This is a genomic window from Pseudomonas sp. EA_105y_Pfl2_R69 (assembly GCF_963970915.1).
Lineage (GTDB): Bacteria > Pseudomonadota > Gammaproteobacteria > Pseudomonadales > Pseudomonadaceae > Aquipseudomonas.
Window position 1 is genome coordinate 59,537 of record NZ_CAXAOO010000006.1, and the last position, 22,917, is coordinate 82,453.

18 protein-coding genes are annotated in these 22,917 nt (G+C 62.8%); 14 read left to right on the plus strand and 4 right to left on the minus strand.

Annotated features, from left to right (window positions below):
• Positions 1–71: 71 nt before the first annotated feature.
• Complete coding sequence (gene choX, locus AACY13_RS16910) at positions 72–1,010, minus strand: choline ABC transporter substrate-binding protein (protein ID WP_339462749.1); 939 nt, start codon at positions 1,008–1,010, stop codon at positions 72–74.
• A gap of 233 nt (positions 1,011–1,243) precedes the next feature.
• Here choX and AACY13_RS16915 point away from each other — a divergent pair, with 233 nt between their 5' ends.
• The 8 genes from AACY13_RS16915 to AACY13_RS16950 all read left to right on the plus strand — a co-directional run bounded on the left by AACY13_RS16915 (position 1,244) and on the right by AACY13_RS16950 (position 11,017).
• On the plus strand, positions 1,244–2,197 hold the full coding sequence (locus tag AACY13_RS16915) for a GlxA family transcriptional regulator (RefSeq protein WP_339462750.1): 954 nt from the start codon (positions 1,244–1,246) through the stop codon (positions 2,195–2,197).
• Positions 2,198–2,585: 388 nt separating this feature from the next.
• A complete protein-coding gene (locus AACY13_RS16920) occupies positions 2,586–3,563 on the plus strand; it encodes a dipeptidase (RefSeq protein ID WP_339462751.1) in 978 nt (325 codons plus the stop codon).
• A gap of 133 nt (positions 3,564–3,696) precedes the next feature.
• Positions 3,697–4,227 carry a DUF5943 domain-containing protein gene (locus AACY13_RS16925; protein WP_339462752.1) on the plus strand — a complete coding sequence of 177 codons (531 nt, stop codon included), beginning with the start codon at positions 3,697–3,699 and terminating at the stop codon, positions 4,225–4,227.
• A 100-nt stretch (positions 4,228–4,327) separates the two neighbouring features.
• Positions 4,328–6,388 (plus strand): dimethylglycine demethylation protein DgcA, encoded by a 2,061-nt coding sequence (gene dgcA / locus AACY13_RS16930; protein ID WP_339462753.1) that lies wholly within the window; start codon positions 4,328–4,330, stop codon positions 6,386–6,388.
• Between the two features lie 164 nt (positions 6,389–6,552).
• Positions 6,553–8,514 (plus strand): dimethylglycine demethylation protein DgcB, encoded by a 1,962-nt coding sequence (dgcB, locus tag AACY13_RS16935; protein WP_339462754.1) that lies wholly within the window; start codon positions 6,553–6,555, stop codon positions 8,512–8,514.
• Positions 8,515–8,632: 118 nt separating this feature from the next.
• Positions 8,633–9,856 (plus strand): electron transfer flavoprotein subunit alpha, encoded by a 1,224-nt coding sequence (gene etfA / locus AACY13_RS16940; protein WP_339462755.1) that lies wholly within the window; start codon positions 8,633–8,635, stop codon positions 9,854–9,856.
• A gap of 98 nt (positions 9,857–9,954) precedes the next feature.
• Positions 9,955–10,728, plus strand: a complete 774-nt coding sequence (etfB, locus tag AACY13_RS16945; protein WP_339462756.1) for an electron transfer flavoprotein subunit beta — start codon at positions 9,955–9,957, stop codon at positions 10,726–10,728.
• A gap of 43 nt (positions 10,729–10,771) precedes the next feature.
• Positions 10,772–11,017 (plus strand): hypothetical protein, encoded by a 246-nt coding sequence (locus AACY13_RS16950; protein WP_339462757.1) that lies wholly within the window; start codon positions 10,772–10,774, stop codon positions 11,015–11,017.
• Between the two features lie 216 nt (positions 11,018–11,233).
• Here AACY13_RS16950 and AACY13_RS16955 read toward each other — a convergent pair whose 3' ends face one another.
• Complete coding sequence (locus AACY13_RS16955) at positions 11,234–12,337, minus strand: GlxA family transcriptional regulator (protein WP_339462758.1); 1,104 nt, start codon at positions 12,335–12,337, stop codon at positions 11,234–11,236.
• 440 nt (positions 12,338–12,777) lie between these two features.
• Positions 12,778–14,157 (minus strand): L-serine ammonia-lyase, encoded by a 1,380-nt coding sequence (locus AACY13_RS16960; protein WP_339462759.1) that lies wholly within the window; start codon positions 14,155–14,157, stop codon positions 12,778–12,780.
• A 506-nt stretch (positions 14,158–14,663) separates the two neighbouring features.
• On the opposite strand from AACY13_RS16960, the gene AACY13_RS16965 reads away from it, so the two are divergent.
• The 6 genes from AACY13_RS16965 to AACY13_RS16990 all read left to right on the plus strand — a co-directional run bounded on the left by AACY13_RS16965 (position 14,664) and on the right by AACY13_RS16990 (position 21,670).
• Complete coding sequence (locus tag AACY13_RS16965) at positions 14,664–15,527, plus strand: DMT family transporter (protein WP_339462760.1); 864 nt, start codon at positions 14,664–14,666, stop codon at positions 15,525–15,527.
• Positions 15,528–16,010: 483 nt separating this feature from the next.
• Positions 16,011–16,922 carry a choline ABC transporter substrate-binding protein gene (locus tag AACY13_RS16970; RefSeq protein WP_339462979.1) on the plus strand — a complete coding sequence of 304 codons (912 nt, stop codon included), beginning with the start codon at positions 16,011–16,013 and terminating at the stop codon, positions 16,920–16,922.
• A 686-nt stretch (positions 16,923–17,608) separates the two neighbouring features.
• The gene (locus AACY13_RS16975) at positions 17,609–18,805 is read left to right on the plus strand and encodes a quaternary amine ABC transporter ATP-binding protein (RefSeq protein ID WP_339462761.1); all 1,197 of its coding nucleotides are present in this window, start codon (positions 17,609–17,611) and stop codon (positions 18,803–18,805) included.
• Position 18,806: 1 nt separating this feature from the next.
• The gene (locus AACY13_RS16980) at positions 18,807–19,688 is read left to right on the plus strand and encodes an ABC transporter permease (RefSeq protein WP_339462762.1); all 882 of its coding nucleotides are present in this window, start codon (positions 18,807–18,809) and stop codon (positions 19,686–19,688) included.
• Positions 19,689–19,724: 36 nt separating this feature from the next.
• Positions 19,725–20,669, plus strand: coding sequence for a choline ABC transporter substrate-binding protein (locus tag AACY13_RS16985; RefSeq protein WP_339462763.1), 945 nt, complete (start codon positions 19,725–19,727; stop codon positions 20,667–20,669).
• 143 nt (positions 20,670–20,812) lie between these two features.
• Complete coding sequence (locus tag AACY13_RS16990) at positions 20,813–21,670, plus strand: glycine betaine ABC transporter substrate-binding protein (RefSeq protein WP_339462764.1); 858 nt, start codon at positions 20,813–20,815, stop codon at positions 21,668–21,670.
• A gap of 172 nt (positions 21,671–21,842) precedes the next feature.
• On the opposite strand, the gene AACY13_RS16995 is transcribed toward AACY13_RS16990, so the two are convergent.
• On the minus strand, positions 21,843–22,907 hold the full coding sequence (locus AACY13_RS16995) for a cyclic nucleotide-binding domain-containing protein (protein WP_339462765.1): 1,065 nt from the start codon (positions 22,905–22,907) through the stop codon (positions 21,843–21,845).
• Positions 22,908–22,917 lie beyond the last annotated feature (10 nt).

Sequence of the window (22,917 nt, forward strand, 5' to 3'; positions counted from 1 at the left end):
TGTTGCATCCTTCTTTGGGGCAAGCGGAGGTCGTGCGCCGTGTGGCGCACCTATCACTCCAATGGGCTGGGTTACTGCAGGACGGCGAGAACGCTGTCGGTGCCGCTGCGGCCATCGACGCTGGTGACGCCATCAAGGAAGCGGCGCAGCACCTGCGGGTTGTCCTTGAGCCACTTGCGCGCCACCGTCTTGGCGTCTTCGCGGGCCATGATCGGCTCCATCAACTGACTCTCCTGCTCGGCGGTAAAGGCCAGATTGGTCAGCAGACGATGGACGTTGGGGCAACGCTCGGCATAGTTCGGCGCGGTCACGGTGGATACCGTGGCCGCCCCCTCGTTGGCCCCGAACACGCCCTCACTGCCGGTCAGGTAGGTCATCTGCACCTGGATATTCATCGGGTGCGGCTTCCAGCCGACGAACACGATCGGCTCCTTGCGCGTGGTGGCCCGGCCGACCGCGGCGAGCATCGCCGCCTCGCTGGACTCGATCAACTTGAAATCGCCGAGGCCGAACTGGTTGCTGTCGATCATCTTCTGGATATTGTCGTTGGCCCCGGTCCCCGGCTCGATGCCGTAGATCTTGCCGCCCAGCTGCTGCTTGAACCTGGCGATGTCGGCAAAGCTACGCAAGCCCTGTTCGGCGGCGTAGCTGGGCACCGCCAGGGTGGCGATGGCGTCCTTCAGGCTGGGCTCGGCGAACACCTTGACCTGGCCCTTGTCGAGGAAGGGCTTGATATTGCTGTCCATTGCCGGCTTCCAGTAGCCGAGGAAGAAATCGATCTGCTGCTTGTCGATGCCGGAGAAAATGATCTGTTGCGAGGCGGTGATCTGCTTGGTCTGGTAACCCAGGCCCTCGAGCAGGGTTGCCGCGACCGCACTGGTGGCGACCACATCGGTCCAGCCGACCACGCCAATGCGGGTCTTCTGGCAACTGGCGTCCTCGGCGGCCAGCAGCGAGGAACTGAACACACCGAGCAAACAGCAGCCAGCGAATACCTTGAGCGCTTTCATCGATTCGACTCTCCAACCAGTACGGTTATGTTTTTTTATTCTGTGTAGAGGCTCGGCGGCCTCTGGTTGTCGGGTTTCACTGCCCGATGAAGCCAGATTACCCAGCGTTTGTGGGCGGGAAACGCACTAAAGCGACTATCTGTTGAATTGAAGCGACCCTCTTGCTTGCCATGGCCGCAGCGATACCTTTTAGTGAATGGGCCGATAATCCCTAACCCGGCGGAACGATCTGCATGCCCCAGACCCTGTGGTTTCTCCTGCTGCCCGGCTTTTCCATGATGGGCCTGATGGCCGCCATCGAGCCGTTGCGCGTGGCCAATCGCTTTCGCGGCGAGCTCTACCGCTGGCACTTGCTCAGCCTGGAAGGCGCGGCGGTGGCCGCCAGCAACGGCATGTCGCTGAACGTCGACGGAGCCCTGCAACTGCCAGCCGCCGGCGACAGCCTGTTCGTGGTCGCCGGCTTCGAGCCCCTGGCGACCTTCGACCAGCGCCTGTCGCACTGGCTGCATCGGGTCGAGCATGAAGGCGCGGTACTCGGCGCTATCGACACCGGCAGTTTTATTCTGGCCGAGGCCGGACTGTTCGCCAGGCAGCGCCTGACCCTGCACTGGGAAGCCATCGAGGCCTTTCGCGAGCGCTACCCGCGCCTGGCGGTGACCCAGGAACTGTTCGAGATCGACGGCCGGCGCATCACCAGTGCCGGCGGCACCGCCAGCCTCGACCTGATGCTGACCCTGATCGGCCGTGCACATGGCGAGGAACTGGCATTGGCAGTGTCCGAGCAGTTCGTCCTCGGCCGCATCCGCGCGCGTCAGGATCATCAGCGCATGCAGATCGCCAGTCGCTATGACGTGCACAACAAGAAGCTGGTGCAGGTGATCGGCGAAATGCAGCGCCACAACGAACAGCCGCTCAGCTCCCAGGCCCTGGCCGAGCTGATCAAGGTGACGCCGCGCCAGCTGGAGCGATTGTTCCGCCATCATCTACGCGAAACCCCATCAAGCTTTTACCTCGCCCTGCGCCTGGACAAGGCCCGCCAACTGCTGCGCCAGACCGATATGAATGTGCTGGAAGTCGGCCTGGCCTGCGGCTTCGAGTCCTCCTCGTACTTCTCCCGCTGCTACCGCGCGCGCTTCGCCACCTGCCCCAGCCAGGACCGCCACGAGCATCCGACGACCACGACCTGAGTGGCAGGGACGGGGCCCAACCCTCAACCGCGACGCTGGCACCGTCGCGGCTAAAGCCCCTCCCGCAAAAGCCCCACCCGCATTGCCCGCCCGCCCCTGCCCAGCGACATATCCACACGCGACTCGGCTTTGACGCTTTCGGCAATACCCCAGTCGTTTTTACACCGGGCTGCCCAGGCCCTCGGGGATATGCTCAATCCAAAGCGCCAACAATGGGTTTGGCGATACAGCTAACGGGCATGCCGCGCGAGGCACCCCGACTGACAAACACCTACGCGGCATGTCCGCCTCCCTTATCCGGCGCTTCGCGCCACCTTCTCCCGCAGGGAGAAAGGCATCAGGAAGGCGTCGCCGCACGACTATTCACCTTTAAAGAGGGGACTGCCTGATGAGCCCAGCCGAATTGCACGCCGACAGCATCGTTATCGATGGCCTGATCATCGCCAAGTGGAACCGCGAACTGTTCGAGGACATGCGCAAGGGTGGCCTGACCGCCGCCAACTGCACCGTCTCGGTGTGGGAAGGCTTCCAGGCCACGGTGAACAATATCGCCGCCAGCCAGAAGCTGATCCGCGACAACAGCGACCTGGTGATGCCGGTGCGCACCACCGCCGACATTCGCGCCGCCAAGGCGCAGGGCAAGACCGGCATCCTCTTCGGCTTCCAGAACGCCCACGCGTTCGAAGACCAGATCGGCTATGTCGAGGTGTTCAAGCAGCTCGGCGTGGGCATCGTGCAGATGTGCTACAACACCCAGAACCTGGTCGGCACCGGCTGCTACGAGCGCGACGGCGGCCTGTCCGGTTTCGGTCGCGAGATCGTCGCCGAGATGAATCGCGTCGGCATCATGTGCGACCTGTCCCACGTCGGTTCCAAGACTTCCGAAGAAGTCATTCTCGAATCGAAAAAGCCGGTGTGCTATTCCCACTGCCTGCCGTCCGGCCTGAAAGAGCACCCGCGCAACAAGTCCGATGAAGAGCTGAAATTTATCGCCGACCACGGCGGTTTCGTCGGCGTGACCATGTTCGCCCCCTTCCTGGCCAAGGGCATCGACTCGACCATCGACGACTACGCCGAGGCCATCGAGTACGTGATGAACCTGGTCGGCGAAGACGCCATCGGCATCGGCACCGACTTCACCCAGGGTCATGGCCAGGACTTCTTCGAATACCTGACCCACGACAAGGGCTACGCCCGCCGTCTGACCAACTTCGGCAAGATCGTCAACCCGCTGGGCATCCGCACCGTCGGCGAATTCCCCAACCTCACCGAAACCCTGCTCAAGCGCGGCATGCCCGAGCGCGTGGTGCGCAAGGTCATGGGCGAGAACTGGGTACGGGTCCTGGCCGACGTCTGGGGCGAATGACGAATAGCGGCGGAGCCTACCGCGCGCACCGATAGCCGCGCGCTCCGGCTGCCACTGGCATTCATGGCAACTTTTTATCCAGCCGGGCACCGCCCGGCCAATCGCACAAAACGAACACTGGAGTACTGAACACATGGCCACACACGCACCCGAAATGCCGATTCAGGTCGACGACGAAACCGGCGTCTGGACCACCGATGCCCTGCCGATGCTCTACGTGCCGCGGCATTTCTTCGTCAACAACCATATCGGCATCGAGGAAGTCCTGGGTGCCGAGGCCTATGCCGAGATTCTCTACAAGGCCGGCTACAAGTCCGCCTGGCACTGGTGTGAGAAGGAGGCCGAGTGCCATGGCCTGCAAGGCGTGGCGGTGTTCGAGCACTATATGAAGCGCCTGTCGCAACGCGGCTGGGGGCTGTTCAAGACCCAGGCGATCGACCTCGACGCCGGCACCTGCGAGGTGCGCCTGGACCATTCCGCCTTCGTCTATGTCTACGGCCAGTGTGGGCGCATGGTCGACTATATGTTCACCGGCTGGTTCGCCGGTGCCATGGACCAGATTCTCCAGGCCCAGGGCAGCAGCATCCGTACCCGTGCCGAACAGGTCTACGGCGAGTCGCAGGAAGGCCACGACCATGGCCTGTTCCGCGTCCAACCGCTCTAAAAAAACAACCGTGCGTGGGAGAGGCTTCAGCCGCGACATCATCGCCGCTAAAGCACCTCCCACGAAGTAACGCTAGGCCGCTTTCCGTGAGGGTGCCGCAATGGCTTTCGAAGCAATGTTCCAGCCGATTCAGATCGGCAAACTGACCATCCGTAACCGCGTGCTCAGCACCGCCCACGCCGAGGTGTACGCCACCGACGGCGGCATGACCACCGAGCGTTACGTCAAGTATTACGAAGAGAAGGCCAAGGGCGGTATCGGCCTGGCGATCTGCGGCGGCTCCTCGGTAGTGGCCATCGACAGCCCGCAGGAGTGGTGGAGTTCGGTCAACCTGTCGACCGACCGGATCATCCCGCACTTCCAGAACCTGGCCGACGCCATGCACAAGCATGGTGCCAAGATCATGATCCAGATTACCCATATGGGTCGTCGTTCGCGCTGGGACGGCTTCAACTGGCCGACTCTGATGTCGCCGTCGGGCGTCCGCGAACCGGTGCACCGCGCCACCTGCAAAACCATCGAGCCAGAAGAAATCTGGCGCGTCATTGGCAACTACGCGCAAGCCGCGCGCCGGGCCAAAGAAGGCGGCCTGGATGGCGTCGAACTGTCCGCCGTGCACCAGCACATGATCGACCAGTTCTGGTCGCCGCGGGTGAACAAGCGTACCGACGAATGGGGCGGCACCTTCGAAGGCCGGATGAAGTTCGGCCTGGAAGTGCTCAAGGCCGTACGCAAGGAAGTCGGCGACGACTTCTGCGTCGGCATGCGCATCACCGGCGACGAGTTCCACCCGGACGGCCTGTCCCATGAGGACATGAAGCAGATCGCCAAGTACTACGACGACACCGGCATGCTCGACTTTATCGGCGTGGTCGGCTCGGGCTGCGACACCCACAACACCCTGGCCAACGTCATTCCGAACATGAGCTACCCGCCGGAGCCGTTCCTGCACCTGGCGGCCGGGATCAAGGAAGTGGTCAAGGTACCGGTGCTGCACGCGCAGAACATCAAGGACCCGAACCAGGCCACACGCATCCTCGAAGGCGGCTATGTGGACATGGTCGGCATGACCCGCGCGCACATCGCCGACCCGCACCTGATCGCCAAGATCAAGATGGGCCAGGTCGACCAGATCAAGCAGTGCGTCGGTGCCAACTACTGCATCGACCGTCAGTACCAGGGTCTGGACGTGCTGTGCATCCAGAACGCCGCTACGTCCCGTGAATACATGGGCCTGCCGCATATCATCGAAAAAACCACCGGACCGAAGCGCAAGGTGGTGATCGTCGGCGGTGGCCCGGCTGGGATGGAGGCGGCGCGCGTCGCAGCCGAGCGTGGCCACGACGTCACCCTGTTCGAGAAGAAGGACAGCCTCGGCGGGCAGATCACCACGGCGTCCAAGGCCCCGCAGCGCGACCAGATGGCCGGCATTACTCGCTGGTTCCAGCTGGAACTGGCGCGCCTGAACATCGACCTGCGTCTGGGCACTGGTGCCGACCAGGCCAGCATCCTCGACCTGCGCCCGGATATCGTGGTGCTGGCCAATGGCGGTCATCCATTCCTCGAGCAGAACGAGCACTGGGGCGCGGAAGAAGGCCTGGTGGTCAGTAGCTGGGACATCCTCGACGGCAAGGTCGCACCGGGCAACAACGTGCTGGTATACGACACCATCTGCGAGTTCACCGGTATGTCGGTGGCCGACTTTATCGCCGATAAAGGCGCGAAAGTGGAAATCGTCACCGACGATATCAAGCCCGGCGTGGCTGTCGGCGGCACCAGTTTCCCCACCTACTACCGCAGCCTGTATCCCAAGGAAGTGATCATGACCGGCGACCTGATGCTGGAAAAGGTCTACCGCGAGGGCGACAAACTGGTGGCGGTGCTGGAGAACGAATACACCGGCGCGAAAGAGGAGCGAGTGGTCGACCAGGTGGTGGTGGAAAACGGCGTGCGTCCGGACGAAACCCTCTACTACGCGCTCAAGGAAGGCTCGCGCAACAAGGGCCAGATCGACGTGGAAGCGCTGTTCGCGATCCAGCCGCAGCCTTGCCTCAGTGAAGCCGGCGACGGTTACTTGCTGTTCCGCATCGGTGACTGTGTGGCCCAGCGCAACACCCACGCGGCGATCTACGACGCGCTGCGCCTGTGTAAAGACTTTTAAGGCTGATTTTTAGGAGCGGCCTTGGCCGCGATCACATTCGTAGGATGGGTTGAGCCTGGCGATACCCATCGGCGTCACCGAGACAGCATGGGTATCGCTGCGCTCAACCCATCCTACGCTGCCGTTCTGCCTTGAATATGCGGTCCCTCTAAGGAGACCAGATGATGTTGAACACCCTACTCCCCATTCTGCTGTTCGCCGCACTCGGCCTGGCCGTGCTCGGCGCTGGCAAGCGCTTTCTGATGTGGCGTCGTGGCCGTCCTAGCCGAGTCGATTGGCTGGGCGGTCTGCTGGCCATGCCGCGGCGTTATATGGTCGATCTGCACCATGTGGTGGCCCGCGACAAATATATCGCCAACACCCACGTCGCCACGGCCGGCGGTTTTGTCCTGGCCGCTGTGCTGGCGATTCTCGTGCACGGTTTCGGCCTGCACAGCCGTATTCTCGGTTTCGCCCTGCTGGCGGCCTGCGCGCTGATGTTTGGCGGCGCGCTGTTTGTCGCCAAGCGCCGCCTCGACCCGCCTTCGCGGCTGTCGAAAGGCCCGTGGATGCGCCTGCCGAAAAGCCTGCTGATGTTCTCGGTGAGCTTCTTTATCGCCACCCTGCCGGTGGCCGGAATCCTGCCGGAAGGTTTCGGCGGCTGGATTCTCGCCGTGGTGCTGGCCGTTGGCGTGGCCTGGGGCGTGTCCGAGATGTTCTTCGGCATGACCTGGGGCGGACCGATGAAGCACGCCTTTGCCGGAGCCCTGCACCTGGCCTGGCACCGCCGCAGCGAGCGCTTTGGTGGCGGTCGCTCGACCGGGCTGAAGGCGCTGAACCTGGATGATCCCCAGGCTCCGCTGGGGGTGGAAAAGCCCGCAGACTTTACCTGGAACCAGCTGCTCGGCTTCGACGCCTGCGTACAATGCGGCAAGTGCGAGGCAGCCTGCCCGGCCTTCGCCGCCGGCCAGCCGCTGAATCCGAAAAAGCTGATCCAGGACATGGTGGTCGGCCTGGCCGGCGGCAGCGATGCCAATTTCGCCGGCAGCCCCTACCCTGGCAAGCCGATTGGCGAGCATAGCGGCGGCCCGCACCTGCCCATCGTCAATCTGCAAGGCAAGGCCCTGGTCGACGCCGAAACGCTGTGGTCGTGCACCACCTGCCGCGCCTGCGTCGAGGAATGCCCGATGATGATCGAGCACGTCGATGCCATCGTCGATATGCGCCGCCACCTGACCCTGGAAAAAGGCGCGACGCCGAACAAGGGTGCCGAGGTGCTGGACAACCTGATCGCCACCGACAACCCCGGCGGCTTCGCCCCCGGCGGACGACTGAACTGGGCGGCGGACCTGAACCTGCCGCTTATGGCCGACAAGGGCAGCGCCGATGTACTGTTCTGGGTTGGCGACGGTGCCTTCGATATGCGCAATCAGCGCACCCTGCGCGCCTTTGTCAAAGTATTGAAAGCCGCCAATGTCGACTTTGCCGTGCTCGGCCTGGAAGAGCGCGACAGTGGCGACGTGGCCCGCCGCCTCGGCGATGAAGCGACCTTCCAGCTGCTGGCCAAACGCAATATCGCCACCCTGGCCAAGTACCAGTTCAACACCATCGTCTCCTGCGACCCGCACAGTTTCCATGTGCTGAAGAACGAGTACGGCGAGCTGGGCGGCCGCTACCAGGTGCTGCACCACAGCACCTATATGGAGCGATTGATCAGCGGCCAGAAGCTCAACCTTGGCCAACACAAAGGCGGCAGCGTGACCTATCACGACCCCTGCTACCTGGGCCGCTATAACGGCGAGTACGAAGCACCACGCTCCGTGCTCAAGGCCATCGGCATCGAGGTCAAGGAGATGGAGCGCTCGGGCTTCCGCTCGCGTTGCTGTGGCGGTGGCGGCGGCGCGCCGATCACCGATATTCCCGGCAAGCAGCGGATTCCCGATATGCGCATGGTCGACATCAAGGAGACCGGTGCCGAGCTGGTCGCCGTCGGCTGCCCGCAGTGCACCGCCATGCTCGAAGGCGTGGTCGGCGTACGTCCCGAGGTCAAGGATATTGCCGAGCTGGTGGCCGATGTGCTGATCGAAGGCGCGGTCGAGGCCAAGCAGCCCGCCCCGGCCAAACCCAAGATGGTGGAGGTGCAGTGATGCAGAACATACCGAGCTACTGCGGTTCCGCTTGCCTCCCCTCTCCCTCCGGGAGAGGGGCCGGGGGCACCCGGCGTAGGGGTGAGGGTAGTGGCAGTTATTCGCTAGGGGGTTTGAAATGAGCGACATTATCCGCCGTGACCCACGGGCCGAATGGATCGCCCGCAACCGCCTGCACCCACTGCATGCCGCGTTGCAGAAGGTCGAATCCAGCTGGATGGGCCCCAATGGGGTGATCCGCAAGAACCCCCATGCGGTGGGCTTTATCGGCCCCAACGGGCTCAAACGTATCGACCGCTCCGGCAGTCAGCAGGGTGGCAGCCAGAAGCGCAGCGCGGCCAGCGCCGTGGTGCAGTTGCCGCTGCATACCATCGAACAGCCGGCGTTTTATATCGCCGTGGTGCCGGATATGGTCGGTGGCCGCCTCAGCGCCCACGACAAGGACCTGCTCGGCCTGGCGCACAAGCTCGCCGGGGCCGAGGGTGCCGTGCTGGCCGTGGTGTTCGGTGAACATAAGGAAAGCGCCTTCGACTGCAACGGCATCGATCGCCTGCTGCAATTCGACGCCGAAGGCTTCGACGGTTACGCCCCGGAAGCCCGGGTGCTGGCCCTGGGCGCGGTGGAACGGCAACTGGCTCCGCGCCACTGGTTGCTGCCGGACAGCCGTACAGGTGGCGGCGAGCTGGGTCGGCGACTGGCCGCCAAGCTCGGTGAGCGCCCGGCGACGCGGGTCTGGCAGGTGGCCGATGGTATCGCCAGCGGGCGTGCCGGGGCCGGCCGTGAAGACCTGGTGCAGCAAGCGCCACGGCTGATCCTGGCGGCGGTGGAATGCGCCGAGCCGGTCAGCGAGACGCGCCATGAGGTGCGCCCCCTGGCGCTCAGCGAAGCCCTGGTCAGCCACTTGCCACGGATTCAGGACCTCGGCGCGGTGGCGGTCGATCCGGCGCAGATTCCCATGGCCGAGGCCGAGTTCATCCTCTCCGGCGGTAACGGGGTCAAGGACTGGACACTGTTCCACCAGGCCGCCGCCGCATTGGGGGCGACCGAAGGTGCCTCGCGGGTGGCGGTGGACGATGGCTTTATGGGCCGCGAGCGCCAGGTCGGCGCGTCCGGCATCTGGGTCACCGCGCGGGTCTACGTGGCCGTGGGGATTAGCGGGGCTATTCAGCACCTGCAAGGTATCGGAGCCTGTGACAAGGTGGTGGCGATCAACCTCGACCCGACCTGCGACATGATTAAACGCGCCGACCTCTCGGTGATCGGCGAGTCCGCAGCCATTCTGCAGGCGCTGATCGAACGGGTCGCCGCCCATCGGCAAGGAGGCGCACGTGATGCCGCATAAACAGCCCGCAGGGTGGATGACGCTTCACCCACCCAGCAGCAACGACCACACCGCGATGGTGGAAGAACACAGCGTCTTCCAGCCTACGGAGCGTTCCCATGACTGACTTGAATATCATCGCCCTGGTTTCCGTGGGTGCCCACCCAACCTCCGGGCGGCCACGCCGCGCCGAACAGGATGCCCGTGCGGTCGAGCTGGGCCTGAGCCTGGCCGGCGAGCGCCTGCAGGTGCTGCACGCCGGCGATCCACAGCAGGAAGCACTGCGTGCCTACCTGGGCATGGGCCTTGAACAGATCAAGGTGCTGGAGCAGCCGGCCAAAAGCGATGCGCTGCCGGTGCTGGTGGACTACCTGGCCGATTCCAACGCACAGCTGGTATTGACCGGCAGTCAGGCGGAAACCGGCGAAGGCTCCGGCATGCTGCCTTTTCTGCTGGCGGAACAGCTCGGCTGGCCACTGGTGGTGGGCCTGGCGGCAGTGGAGCAGGTCAGCAACGGCATGGCCCAGGTGCTGCAGGCGCTGCCGCGCGGTCAGCGGCGACGTCTGCAGGTGCGCCTGCCGTTTGTCGCCTGTGTCGATAACGCGGCACCGACTGCCCGGCAGAGCGCATTTGGCCCGGCCCGGCGTGGCCTGTTGAGCGCCGAAGAGGTGGAGTTGGTCGCCGATCCATTATTTGCCAACGCACAGTTGCAGCCAGCCAAGCCCAGGCCCAAACGACTCAAGGTGATCAAGGCCAAGACCGGTGCCGAACGGATGAAGGCCGCCACGGCCAAGGCTTCCGGCGGCGGTGGGCAAGTGCTCAAAGATGTATCGCCGCAAGCCGGGGCCGAGGCTATCTTCAAGCTACTGCTGGAAGAAGGCGTGCTGCGATAGACGCCGCCGTCACCCTACATCAGCACCACTGGAGGATTTGACCATGATGCATGCCGACCTGATCGATCAGGAAGATCTACGCGAACGCCTGGTGGCACTGGGCCTGTCGATCCCCTCCGGAGTCAGCGCCGAACAGGCCTGTGAGCTGGCGGTCAACGGCCTCAGCCCGGACCGGGCACAGGCCCTGCGCCGGCTGGTGGAAGAGCTGCTGGGTGGCAGCGCCACCCTGCTGCCGAATGTGCGCGAAGCTATCTCGCGCACCCTGTTGCCGGCACTGGTGCCGCGCTAAGCCCTGGCGGACAAGGCTGCGCCATGTCCGTCCTCCCCGCTAGGGGCTCCGCACGCATACCATCTGTAGGGTGCGCCGTGCGCACCAATCACGCGGCAATGGCCCTGGACAGCGGCTAACACAGCGAGGTGCGCGCGGCGCACCCTAGGGATCGCAGGCAATAAAAATGGGCGCTTAAAGCGCCCCTTTTTATTGCTCGCCTAGCGGCCGCTGAACCTACAGCCGCACACTGGCAAAGGTCGACTCGCCCTGAGCACGGGTCAATGCAGCCAGAGCCGTCGAGCTGGAGGGGCGCATCAGGTCTTCCGGCATAGGTACCAGTGCCACCACGCTGACGCCGCTCTGACCGGCGCGCTCGTCGCGCGGCGGGATGCCGAAGTATTCGCGGTAACACTTGGAGAAGTGCGGGGTGGAGACGAAGCCGCACACCGAAGCCACTTCGATGATCGACATGCTGGTTTGCTTGAGCAACTGGCGCGCGCGGATCAGCCGTAGCTTGAGGTAGTAGCGCGACGGCGAGCAGTGCAGGTATTTCTGGAACAGGCGCTCGAGCTGACGCCGTGATACGTCGACATACAGAGCAAGCTGATCGAGGTCGATGGGCTCTTCCAGGTTGGCTTCCATCAGCGCGACGATTTCCTGCAGCTTCGGCTGATTGGTGCCGAGCATATGCTTGAGCGGCACGCGCTGGTGGTCCTGCTCGTTGCGAATACGCTCGTAGATAAACATCTCGGAGATCGCCGCGGCCAGTTCGCGACCATGCTCGCGGCCGATCACGTGCAGCATCATATCCATCGGCGCGGTGCCGCCGGAGCTGGTGTGGCGATTGCGGTCGATGGAGAACAGCCGGGTGCTCACGGCCGCACGCGGGAAAGCCTCCTGCATGGCGGCGAGAAACTCCCAGTGCACGCTGCAGTCGTAGCCATCGAGCAGTCCGGCCTTGGCCAGCGCCCAGCTGCCGGTACACACCGCGCCCAACTGGGCACCATGGCGCGCCTGGCTCTGCAGCCACTGCACATGCTCGCGGGTCACGCTGTGCTGGATATCCACACCGCCGCAGACGATCACCACATCCAGACGCGGCGCAGTCGCCAGGCTGGCGTCCGGGGTGATCTGCAGACCGTCGCTGGCGTTTACCGGCTGACCGCTCTGGGTCAGGGTGTGCCAGCGATACAGCTCCTTGCCGGAGAGCTGATTGGCCATGCGCAGGGGCTCCACCGCCGATGCCAGGGAAATCAGGGTGAAATTGTCCAGCAGGAGAAAACCGATGGACTGGGGAACACGGTTCTGGGGCTGTGCCCCTTGGTTGAACTGTGACATTTAGTGGAACCCTCACGCTTAGCAAAACACGGTGTTGAGCCCTTATGGCGAGGCTCTTTTTTTTGTGATCCTGGCAGCCCAGGTCGACGCAAAACACAACGCAAAGGTCGTGCCTAAATTGTTTGGACGTCCAATATAAATAAAGAAATTTATCCAAGACCCGTGCCATAGGCCTTTGGCAGGAGCGACATGAGCATTCCGTTTGCGACCGCAAACGCCCACTGGCTGGGCGTTTGGGCATTTCGGTAGCACTACCGGGGTGAGCGATTGTCACCTGCTACGCGAGGAAGTAAACCAAGGTAACGGACCAGCGGTCACAAAACGACCTGCTGGTCAGAATCCACAGAAGCAACAGCACAACCACGCGCACCAAAAGCCGGCACGCCGCCCCGCAATGGGCAAAAGCGGGTCACCGCCCCGCCCTGCCGCGTAGCGCAATGTCAGCACTCGATGGCGCTGACTGCCAGACCGCCACGGGAGGTTTCCTTGTACTTGTCGTGCATATCGGCTCCGGTGTCACGCATGGTGCGGATCACCCGATCCAGCGAGATAAAGTGCTCACCGTCGCCGCGCAGGGCCATCTGCGCGGCGTTGATCGCCTTCACCGCAGCAATCGCGTTGCGCTCGATACAGGGAACCTGCACCAGGCCGCCGACCGGGTCACAGGTCAGTCCGAGATTGTGTTCCAGACCGATCTCGGCGGCGTTCTCCAGCTGCTCCGGGGTGGCCCCGAGGATTTCCGCGAGCCCCGCCGCGGCCATGGCGCAAGCCGAACCGACCTCACCCTGACAGCCGACTTCGGCCCCGGAGATGGAGGCGTTCTTCTTGCACAGGATGCCGATGGCTGCAGCGGCCAGCAGGTAGTCGACCACATTGGCCTCGCTCACCGCCGGACTGAAGCGCACGTAGTAATGCAGCACCGCCGGGATGATGCCCGCCGCGCCATTGGTCGGCGCGGTCACCATGCGCCCGCCGGCGGCGTTCTCCTCATTCACCGCCAGGGCGAACAGGTTGACCCACTCCATCCCACTGAGGGTCGAGCCGATCACATTGGGCTTGCTCATTTCCTGCAGACTGCGGTGCAGCTTGGCGGCGCGGCGCTTCACATTCAGGCCGCCGGGCAGGATGCCCTCGTGTTTGAGGCCCTGCTCGACGCAGTCGCGCATGGCCTGCCACAGACGCATCAGGCCGCTGCGGATTTCCGCCTCACTGCGCCAGGCCTTCTCGTTGGCCATCATCAGCTCGGACACCCGCAGGCCGTGCTCCTTGCACAGGCGCAACAGCTCTTCGGCGCTATTGAAGTCGTAAGGCAGGCGGGTGTGATCCTGGTCCAGCTGGCCGCTGGCGGCCTGCTCCTGATCGACCACGAAGCCGCCGCCCACCGAGTAATAGGTGTTCTCATGCAGCAGGCTGCCGTCGCCGGCGTAGGTGCTGAGCGTCATGGCGTTGGGGTGGTAAGGCAGGTTCTCGTCCAGCAGCAGCATGTCGCGCTGCCAGTCGAAGGCCACCGCATGCTGGCCCGCCAGCAACAGCGAGCCGCTGGCGAGCAGTTCGTCGATGCGCGGCGCGATGCTGGCCGGGTCGACCTGATCCGGCCACTCGCCGAGCAAGCCCATGATTACCGCACGGTCACTGCCATGCCCCACGCCCGTGGCGGACAGTGAGCCGTACAGGCGCACCTGCACCCGCCCTACCCGCTCCAGCAGATGACGCTCGGCCAGGGCACCGCAGAACAGAGCGGCGGCGCGCATGGGGCCCACGGTATGGGAACTGGATGGACCGATACCGATCTTGAATAGGTCAAACACGCTGATGGCCACAACTTTCTCCTGCGGGGGGGTAATTACCCGGCCATCATCGGGATTTCAGCAAAGCATTAGAGCTTCACACCGACACACCCATGCCCAAAGCCGTCAGCAGCCCCCTCCACGGCCGAACGGTGCATGACCATGGCCCGGCCCGCAAAAGATGCCTAGCCAGGACGCGGCACAGCTGTGAGTGGCATGCGCCGGCAAGTCATGCTAGGTTCGCCACAGATTGCCCAAACGGGCAAGAGAGAAGCTCTTCATGACACCACTCGATGTTGCGCGCACCCTTGACCCCGCGACAGTGGCGAAAATAGCCAGTGCCCGCGCGTGCGCAACATACCCGCCATACACCCCACCCGTCGCTGACGGCCCGCAGGCAGGCGCTAACCCGCCGCCGCCGGCAACCGTCCCGGGCTGATTCCAGCCCGCTTCGCAGCTCCAGCTTGCAATGACCTGACGGCGCATCCATGCGCCTGCCATGTCGCTGGAGCCTGTTGTCTTTCGACAGGTGATTAGTCATGAATTTCAAATCTACGCTGGCCTCTTACGCGGCCATGCTGCTTTTCGTCTTGCTTTGGGGCAGCGCTGCCATCTTCACCCGCTGGGGATTGGATCACGGCTCCGCCTTCGCACTGCTGGTGTTCCGTTTCGCCCTGGCCTTCGCCGTCTTGCTGATCCTCGGGCTATACCGGAAAAGCCTCTTGCCGGAACAGGGCACGCGCTGGCGCGTGGCGGCCATCGGCTTGCTGCTGATCGGCAGCTATACCATCTGCTATTTCCAGGCCATGGCCCACGGCATCACCCCAGGCTTGATTGCCACCCTGATGGGCGCTCAACCGATCCTGACCCTACTGCTCGTCGAACGGAGGTTTAGCCTGCTACGCCTGGGCGGGTTGCTTGTCGGCCTGGGCGGGTTGATTCTGGTGGTGTATCAAAGCCTGGTGCTGTCGCGTTTTGCCGCCAGCGCAATGCTGTTTGCTTTCGCCGCACTGGCGTGCATGACGACGGGCACCATTTGGCAGAAGCATATACGGCAGTCGCCGGCCGAAGTGCTGCCCTTGCAATATGCCGTCAGCTTGCTGCTGTGCCTGGCTTTCGTGCCCTTCCAACCCTTCGACTTCGAGCTGACGCTCGGTTTCTTCGCGCCGGTGCTGTGGATGGGCCTGATCATTTCCGTGGCCGCCCAGCTGCTGCTCTATCGAATGATCCGCTCCAGCAATCTGGTCAACGTCACCAGCCTGTTCTACCTGGTGCCGGCAGTGACCGCGGCGATGGATTATCTGTTCCTCGACAATCTGCTGCCCGGACTCAGCATACTCGGCATGGCGGCCATTCTGACGGGGGTCGTACTGGTGTTCAAACAGACTCCGGCGGCACGCTAGCAGCCCTTTCACAGGTTTTCTGAAAAACCGTTAACGACAGATAAACTGCAGTAAACGTGTCGACAAAATAGCGATTAACGCCGATAAATCCGCATTATCGCCATCCCAACGACACTCCTCCAAGACCGCCTGGGCTGCGCTCCGCGAAGCCCAGGCCACCCCCCTGAAATACGACAGCAGCATTCCAGTTGCGACTTCGCGCATAGGCAGCCGAGGAAATCTGTCGGCATGATCGCCGCGCCCATGGACCGGCCAGCCGTTGTTCGCCCTGCCCGCCCGTGGCCCGACTGCGTGCCTGCATGGGCGCGCCCTGTCACTGCAACCGGGAGAGGCTTGATGAAACTGAATAACAGGCTGTTTAAAAACGTAGGCGAGGCAGGCAAGACAAGGCAAAAACGGCCGAGGAAGCGGAGTTTACTGGCTGTAAATGAGCATTCCGAGGCCGTTTTTAACGCCGTATTGCCAACGCAGGTAGTTTTTAAACTGCCTGTCCGATGCTGGCTGCTGGCCGCCGCCCTGTGTACTCCGCTGCTGGCCCAGGCTGCAGAGCCGGCCCAGTGCGAGCTGGTGCGCTTTGCCGATGTGGGCTGGACCGACATCACCGTGACCACCGCCGTGACCCGCCATCTGCTCAGCGAACTGGGCTACCGCACCCAGGTCAAGCGCCTGTCGGTGCCAGACACCTACAAGGCCCTGCAGGACAACAGGATCGATGTGTTTCTCGGCACTTGGATGCCGACCTCGGAACCCCATATCAGGCCCTACCTGGACAGCGGCGCGGTGGAAACCGTCACCGCCAACCTCACCGGTGCCAAGTACACCCTCGCGGTCAACCAGGCCGCCCATGAGGGTGGCGTGAAAGACTTCGCCGACCTTGCGCGCTTCAGCGAGGAGTTCGGGGGCAAGCTGTACGGCATCGAGCCCGGTAACGATGGCAATAAACTGATCCAGAAGATGATCGACAAGAACGCCTTCGGCCTGGGCGGTTTTGCCCTGGTGGAATCCAGCGAGAGCGGCATGCTGGCCCAGGTCAAACGCGCCGACCACCTCAAGCAGTGGGCCGTGTTTCTCGGCTGGGCACCGCACCCGATGAACAACCAGCTGCAGATGCACTATCTGGCCGGCGGTGACGACTACTTCGGCCCCGCTTACGGCGGAGCCACGGTCTACACCAGCGTGCGCAAGGGCTATCGCGAACAGTGCCCGAATGTCGCCCGGCTGCTGCACAACCTGCGGTTCAGCCTGGAGATGGAAAACCACCTGATGGGCGCGATCCTGAATAAAAACACCAACCCACGGCGCGAGGCCAAAGCCTGGTTGCAGGCCAACCCCGAGACCGTGGCGACCTGGCTGCAGGGTGTCAATCGGCGCGATGGCACAGCGGCAATTCCGTAATTGAGGCGTGGCGAAACACCCCGAAGTCGATTTTTTCAATTGCGCCACAGCCCCCGGGTCATCGCGCCTGCGGCCGCCTCAACGGCTGCAAAGCACGGCCGACGCGGCTTGCAGCCTTGGCCAAGGGGCAAAAAAATCTGTTATTGTTTTTTAAGGTGACACGATGTCGCCGCCCAATACGTCAGAGTCGTAAACCGACAATTGCGCCGGTTTGAAGACTATATCGTTGAGCCAGCCGATTTCGTCGCTCTCACCGCCCAAGGCGGTGAGAGACCGGGGCCCACAACCCCGGACCGAAGAATATATAAGCGCTGGCCCATCACAATCGGGTGCCAGCCCAACAAGAAATTTCGGATGTACGCGCGCCTCGGTATGGGGTGTGTAACTCCCAGGGATTGGGTTTCGTAACACTGCCAGAGGGTTTGGAACGCGGTTTGCAGCACGGCACAGCAAAGTTGACTCGACAGTACTCCCCCATAGCGTCCATTGCCCACAAGGCAACTGGAGCGTCACCGCGGTTGTGCCTGAGTACCCTGAATGTGTTGCGCAGCAAGGCACGGCCCCTACCCCAGAACCCAGTAAACCCACACAGGCAAGAACAGTCGGCATCACCGGACGAACGCCCGTTGGCGTGTGTTCGGCTGCGCAACACTGATCTGGATGTCTACTGAAGGGGAACCATCCCAATGCAGTCTGGAAAAATAGTGGTCGAAAACCTCTACAAGGTTTTTGGCAACAAACCGCAAGAAGCCATCGCCAAGAGCAAGCAAGGCTGGAGCAAGGATAAAGTCCTCGCCGAAACCGGCGCGGTGATTGGTGTTAGCGATGTGTCGTTCAGTGTCGAGGAGGGCGAAATATTCGTCCTCATGGGCCTTTCCGGCTCCGGCAAATCTACCCTGATTCGCTTGATCAACCGGCTGATTGAGCCTTCCGACGGCGATGTGTTCATCGACGGTCAGAACGTTGCCAAGATGACTAAAGCGGAACTCATCAGCCTGCGTCGCCGCGACATGAGCATGGTGTTCCAGTCCTTCGCGCTGATGCCTTCGCGCACCGTGCTGGACAATGCGGCCTTCGGCCTGGAAGTGGCAGGAATAGGCCGCAAGGACCGGGAAAAGCGCGCCATGGAGGTACTCAAGGAGGTGGGCCTGGAGACTTTTGCCCAGATGCACCCCCATGAACTGTCCGGCGGCATGCAGCAGCGCGTCGGCTTGGCCCGCGCCTTGGCCGTCGACCCCTCGATGATGATCATGGACGAGGCGTTTTCCGCCCTCGACCCGCTCAAGCGGCGCGAAATGCAGGACTTGCTGCTCGAGCTGCAAAAAGTCCACCGCCGCACCATCATCTTCGTCTCCCACGACATCGAGGAGGCCATGCGTATCGGCAACCGTATCGCCATCATGGAAGGCGGCAAGCTGGTACAGGTTGGCACCCCGCAAGAGCTGGTCGACAACCCGGCCAATGATTATGTGCGCAACTTCTTCGATACCGTCGACACTAATCGCTACCTCACCGCCGGCCAGCTCATGGCCAACAGCGTGCCGATCTTCGTGCACAACGGCGTTGCTCCGGACGCCCAGGTCGTCTCGCAAAAGCTCCAGGAACTGGACAAGCATTACGCCTTCATTGTCGATGAGAACAACCGTTTCTACGGATCCATCAGCCTGGAGAAAATCGCCCTGCTGGTCGAAGGTGGCCAGTCATGCAAGCTCGACCAAAGCGTGGTGAAGCAGATCACCCCGGTGCCGGAAGACATGCCCCTGGATAAGGTGATCGAGCGCCTGGTGGACAACGAAGGTCCGATCCCGGTTGTCGGTGGCAACGGCCAATACTCTGGCGCCATTAGCAAGGGTCGCCTGCTGACCCGCATGCAGGGAGAATGACATGAGTGAGAAGAAACTCGACCTGGGCAGCTGGGTCAACGACGGCGTTCAGCACCTACTGGACAACTACAGCGACGGCTTCGACAGCATCGGTGGCCTGGTCAGCTCCTTTTCCGAAGGCATCGAGGCCATCCTCATGCTGCCGCCGGCGTGGCTGCTGATTGCCATCTTCGTCGGCCTCGGCCTCTGGCGTATCGGCGCTCGGTTTGCCGCCTTCACCGCCGCCTCCTTCATTCTGATTGTCCTCACCGGCTTCTGGGAGCAGACCGTGGTGACCCTCGGCCTGACCTTCTCCGCGACGCTGATCAGCCTCTTGCTGGGTATCCCCCTGGGCATCTGGGCGGCCAAGAGCGAGCGTGTGGCGACCACCATCCGCCCCATTCTCGACTTCATGCAGACCATGCCGGCGTTCGTCTACCTGATTCCGGCGGCCATGCTGTTCGGCCTCGGCCGGGTGCCGGGGATCATCGCCACGGTGATTTTCGCCATGCCACCGGCGGTGCGCCTGACCAACCTGGGTATCCGCCAGGTCAACAAGGAAATCATCGAGGCCGGTCAGTCCTTCGGCTGCAGCAAGACCCAACTGCTACTCAAGGTCCAACTGCCTAGCGCCATGCCGTCGATCATGGCCGGGGTCAACCAGACCATCATGATGGCCCTGTCGATGGTGATCATTGCCTCGATGGTCGGCGCTGGCGGCCTGGGTAATGACGTGCTGGCGAGCATCCAGCGTCTGGATATCGGTCTAGGCTTCGAGAGCGGCATGGCCGTGGTACTGCTGGCGATCATCCTCGACCGCATTACCGAAAGCTTCGGCACCAAGCAAAGCGAGAAACGCGCCACCCTGATCAGCTGGGTGAGTGCGAAATTGCAGCGCCAGTAAGACTTTCACCTTATCCGTTCACAGAGGGAGCCATAAATGAGCAAGTTGAAAACCATTGCTGGAGTTGGCCTGCTGTCCTGCACGCTGCTGCAAAGCGCCTGGGCCCAGGAGCCGGAAAGCTGCAAACAGGTACGCTTCGCCGAGATCGGCTGGGCCGACATCGCCGCCACCACCGGCGTGGCCATGACCCTGAGCGAGGGCCTGGGCTACCAGACCCGCAAGGTCATGGCCTCGGTACCGATTGCCTTCACCGGCGTGCAAAAGGGCCAGATCGATGTATTCCTCGGCTACTGGGCACCCTCGATGGACGCGGTGATCGAACCCTTCACCAAGGACGACGGCGTCAAGGTGCTGCCAACCGCCAACCTGGAGGGGGCCAAGTACACCCTCGCCGTGCCGACCTACCTGGCTGAGGCTGGCCTGAAAAGCTTCCAGGACATCGCCAAGTTCAAGAAAGAACTCGACGGCAAGATCTACGGCATCGAGCCCGGTAACGACGGCAACCTGCTGATCGAAAAAATGATCAAGGAAGACCAGTTCGGCATGGGCGATTTCCGCATGGTCGAGTCCAGCGAAGCCGGCATGCTGGTGCAGGTGCAACGCGCCGTGAGAAAAAACAAGCCGGTAGTGTTCCTCGGCTGGGCACCTCACCCGATGAATACCCAGTTCGACATCACCTACCTGTCCGGCGGCGATGACGTGTTCGGCCCGGACTACGGTGCCGCCAAGGTCTACACCGTGGTGCCGCCGGATTACGAAGCACGCTGCCCCAACATGGGCAAACTGCTGAACAATCTGCAGTTCAGTGTCGAGATCGAAAGCCAGCTGATGGAAAAAGTGCTGGAGAAAGAAGATCCGGCAGAAGTGGCCAAGAACTGGATCAAGGCCAACCCGGAAGCCCTGGACAAGTGGCTGGCTGGCGTCACCACCTATGATGGCCAGGATGGCGCTGCCGCCGTAAAGAAATACGTCGGACTGTAAAAGCTCTGCCCGCCTGGCGTCCGCGCCAGGCGGGCAGAGGTACGCATCACTGGCATGGGTTAACCGGCCAGCGCAACACCCGCAATCAGCACGAGCCAGTAACACAGTTGAACTGCAACTCTCACTGATGGAGCATCAAATCTATGCGCAAACTATCCACCTTCTGCCTGAAAAGCCTTGGCGTTGCAGCACTCGCGCTGGGCATGTCCACTGCCATGGCCGCGGACAAGCCCACCCTGACCATCGGCTACGTCAACGGCTGGGACGACAGCGTCGCCGCCACCCATGTCGCCAGCGAAATCCTCAAGAGTAATCTCGGCTACAAGGTCGAGCTGAAAGCGGTCGAGCCTGCGATCATGTGGCAAGGCGTGGCCCGCGGCGACCTCGACGCGACTCTCTCCGCCTGGCTGCCGGTCACCCACGGCGAATACTACGCCAAGATGAAAGACAAGGTGGTGGTTCTCGGCACCAACTATACGGGCGCGAAAATTGGCCTGGTGGTTCCCGACTACGTCGAAGCCAAGAGCATCGCAGACCTGAACAACAGCAAAGAAGCCTACGACGGCAAGATCACCGGCATCGACGCCGGTGCTGGCGTGATGCGCCGCACCGAAGAAGCCATCGAGAAATACAACCTGGACTTCAAGCTGATGCCGAGCTCCGGTCCGGCCATGGCCATCGCTTTGGCTCGCGCCGAGAAGAAGAACGAAGCCATCGTGGTCCCAGGCTGGATTCCGCACTGGATGTTCGCCAAGTGGAAACTGCGCTTCCTCGAAGATCCGCAGAATGTCTTCGGCGAAGCCGAGCACATCGACACCGTGGCCAGCATGGGTATGGAAGCCAAGGCTCCAGAGGCCGCTGCCTTCCTCAAGAAGTTCTCCTGGGGTGCCGAAGAAGTGGGCGCGGTGATGCTCGCCGTCAGCGAAGGTGCCAAGCCGGAGCAGGCCGCCAAGGACTGGGTCGCCGCCAACCCGGAACGCGTAGCCGGCTGGCTCAAGTAAGGGTTCTTAGAACGCGGGACAAGAACGGGCTTCGGCCCGTTTTTTAATGCCTATGTCCCCGTCAGTTGCTGCACGCAGTCAGCAGGATGCAGTGTGAGCACCAGACGGCTGCGAGCATCTGAGGGTCAGGCAGACCACTGCTTTGCGATCAAGGGTGCCGCCCTCCACACCTTCAGGCCGCCACTGTGGGCTGCCCAGGCGGCTCGGTCAGCAGGTAGGCCTCAAACCCCAGCTGATTGAGCAGGTGCACGGCCAGTTCGCTGCGGATCCCGCCTTCCGGCGTCACCGCATAGAGCGTGTTGGGCTCCAGGCTGCTGGCATGGGTACGCAGATTGGCCACCGGCAGGCTGATGCTGCCCGCCTGGTGACCCTGGCGGTATTCGAAGGGCAGGCGTACATCCAGCAGCAAACAGGCGCGCTGGCCGAGTCGGGTCATCTGTTGCAGCTGCTCGGGGCTGATCTGCGGGATCAGCGCGGGATGAACCAGTTCGACGAACAGCTCGCGCTCCAGGCTCGCCAGCACGCCGTCCTCCAGCATGGTCACGGTGGCCGAGCGCACCGCGCCACTGACCAGTGCGTCCTCGCCGAAGAAATCCCCCTCCTGAAGAATCTGCTGCGGCTCCTCTTCATAGGCCGAAGGCAGGGTCACCGCGGCGCGGCCCTGCTTGAGCACATAGAAGTGCTCGCCGGGCTCGCCATAACGCACCACGGCCTGACCGGCCTTCACCTCGGTAAATTCGAAGCGCGCCAGCAAGGTATGCAGGTGCGCAGGCGGCAGCCGACCGAACAACGGCGAACGCAGCAGCTTGGCCAGCCAGTCATCCTGACCGGGCTCTTCCTCGGTCGTGCCATCCAGGCTGATCACCCCGTAATCGGCGCTCTGGCTCCAGCTCAGCAGGCGCTCGAGCAGGCCGCGCTCGAGGGCGAACAGGGTCACGTCACTTTGCGCCACCACCGTTTGCTGCTGCGGCTGGGTTTCGTTGAGGGCATGACAGGCCTCCTGGCTGCCGGCCAGCAGCGGCTGGCGCGCGCCCTCCTCGCCCATGCCGACCTGCCCGTGCAGCAGGAAATACAGCGCCAGGGACTTCTCGCCACGCTTGAACAACAGGCTGCCGGCCTTGCGCTGCACATACTGCAGGCTGTCCAGCGCCTGCTGCTGGTATTGCGGGCTGAGAAAATCGAACGGACTGAAGCGCAACAGCAACTCCAGGGTCAGACGAGGCGTGGCATTGCTCATGGTAAAGCCC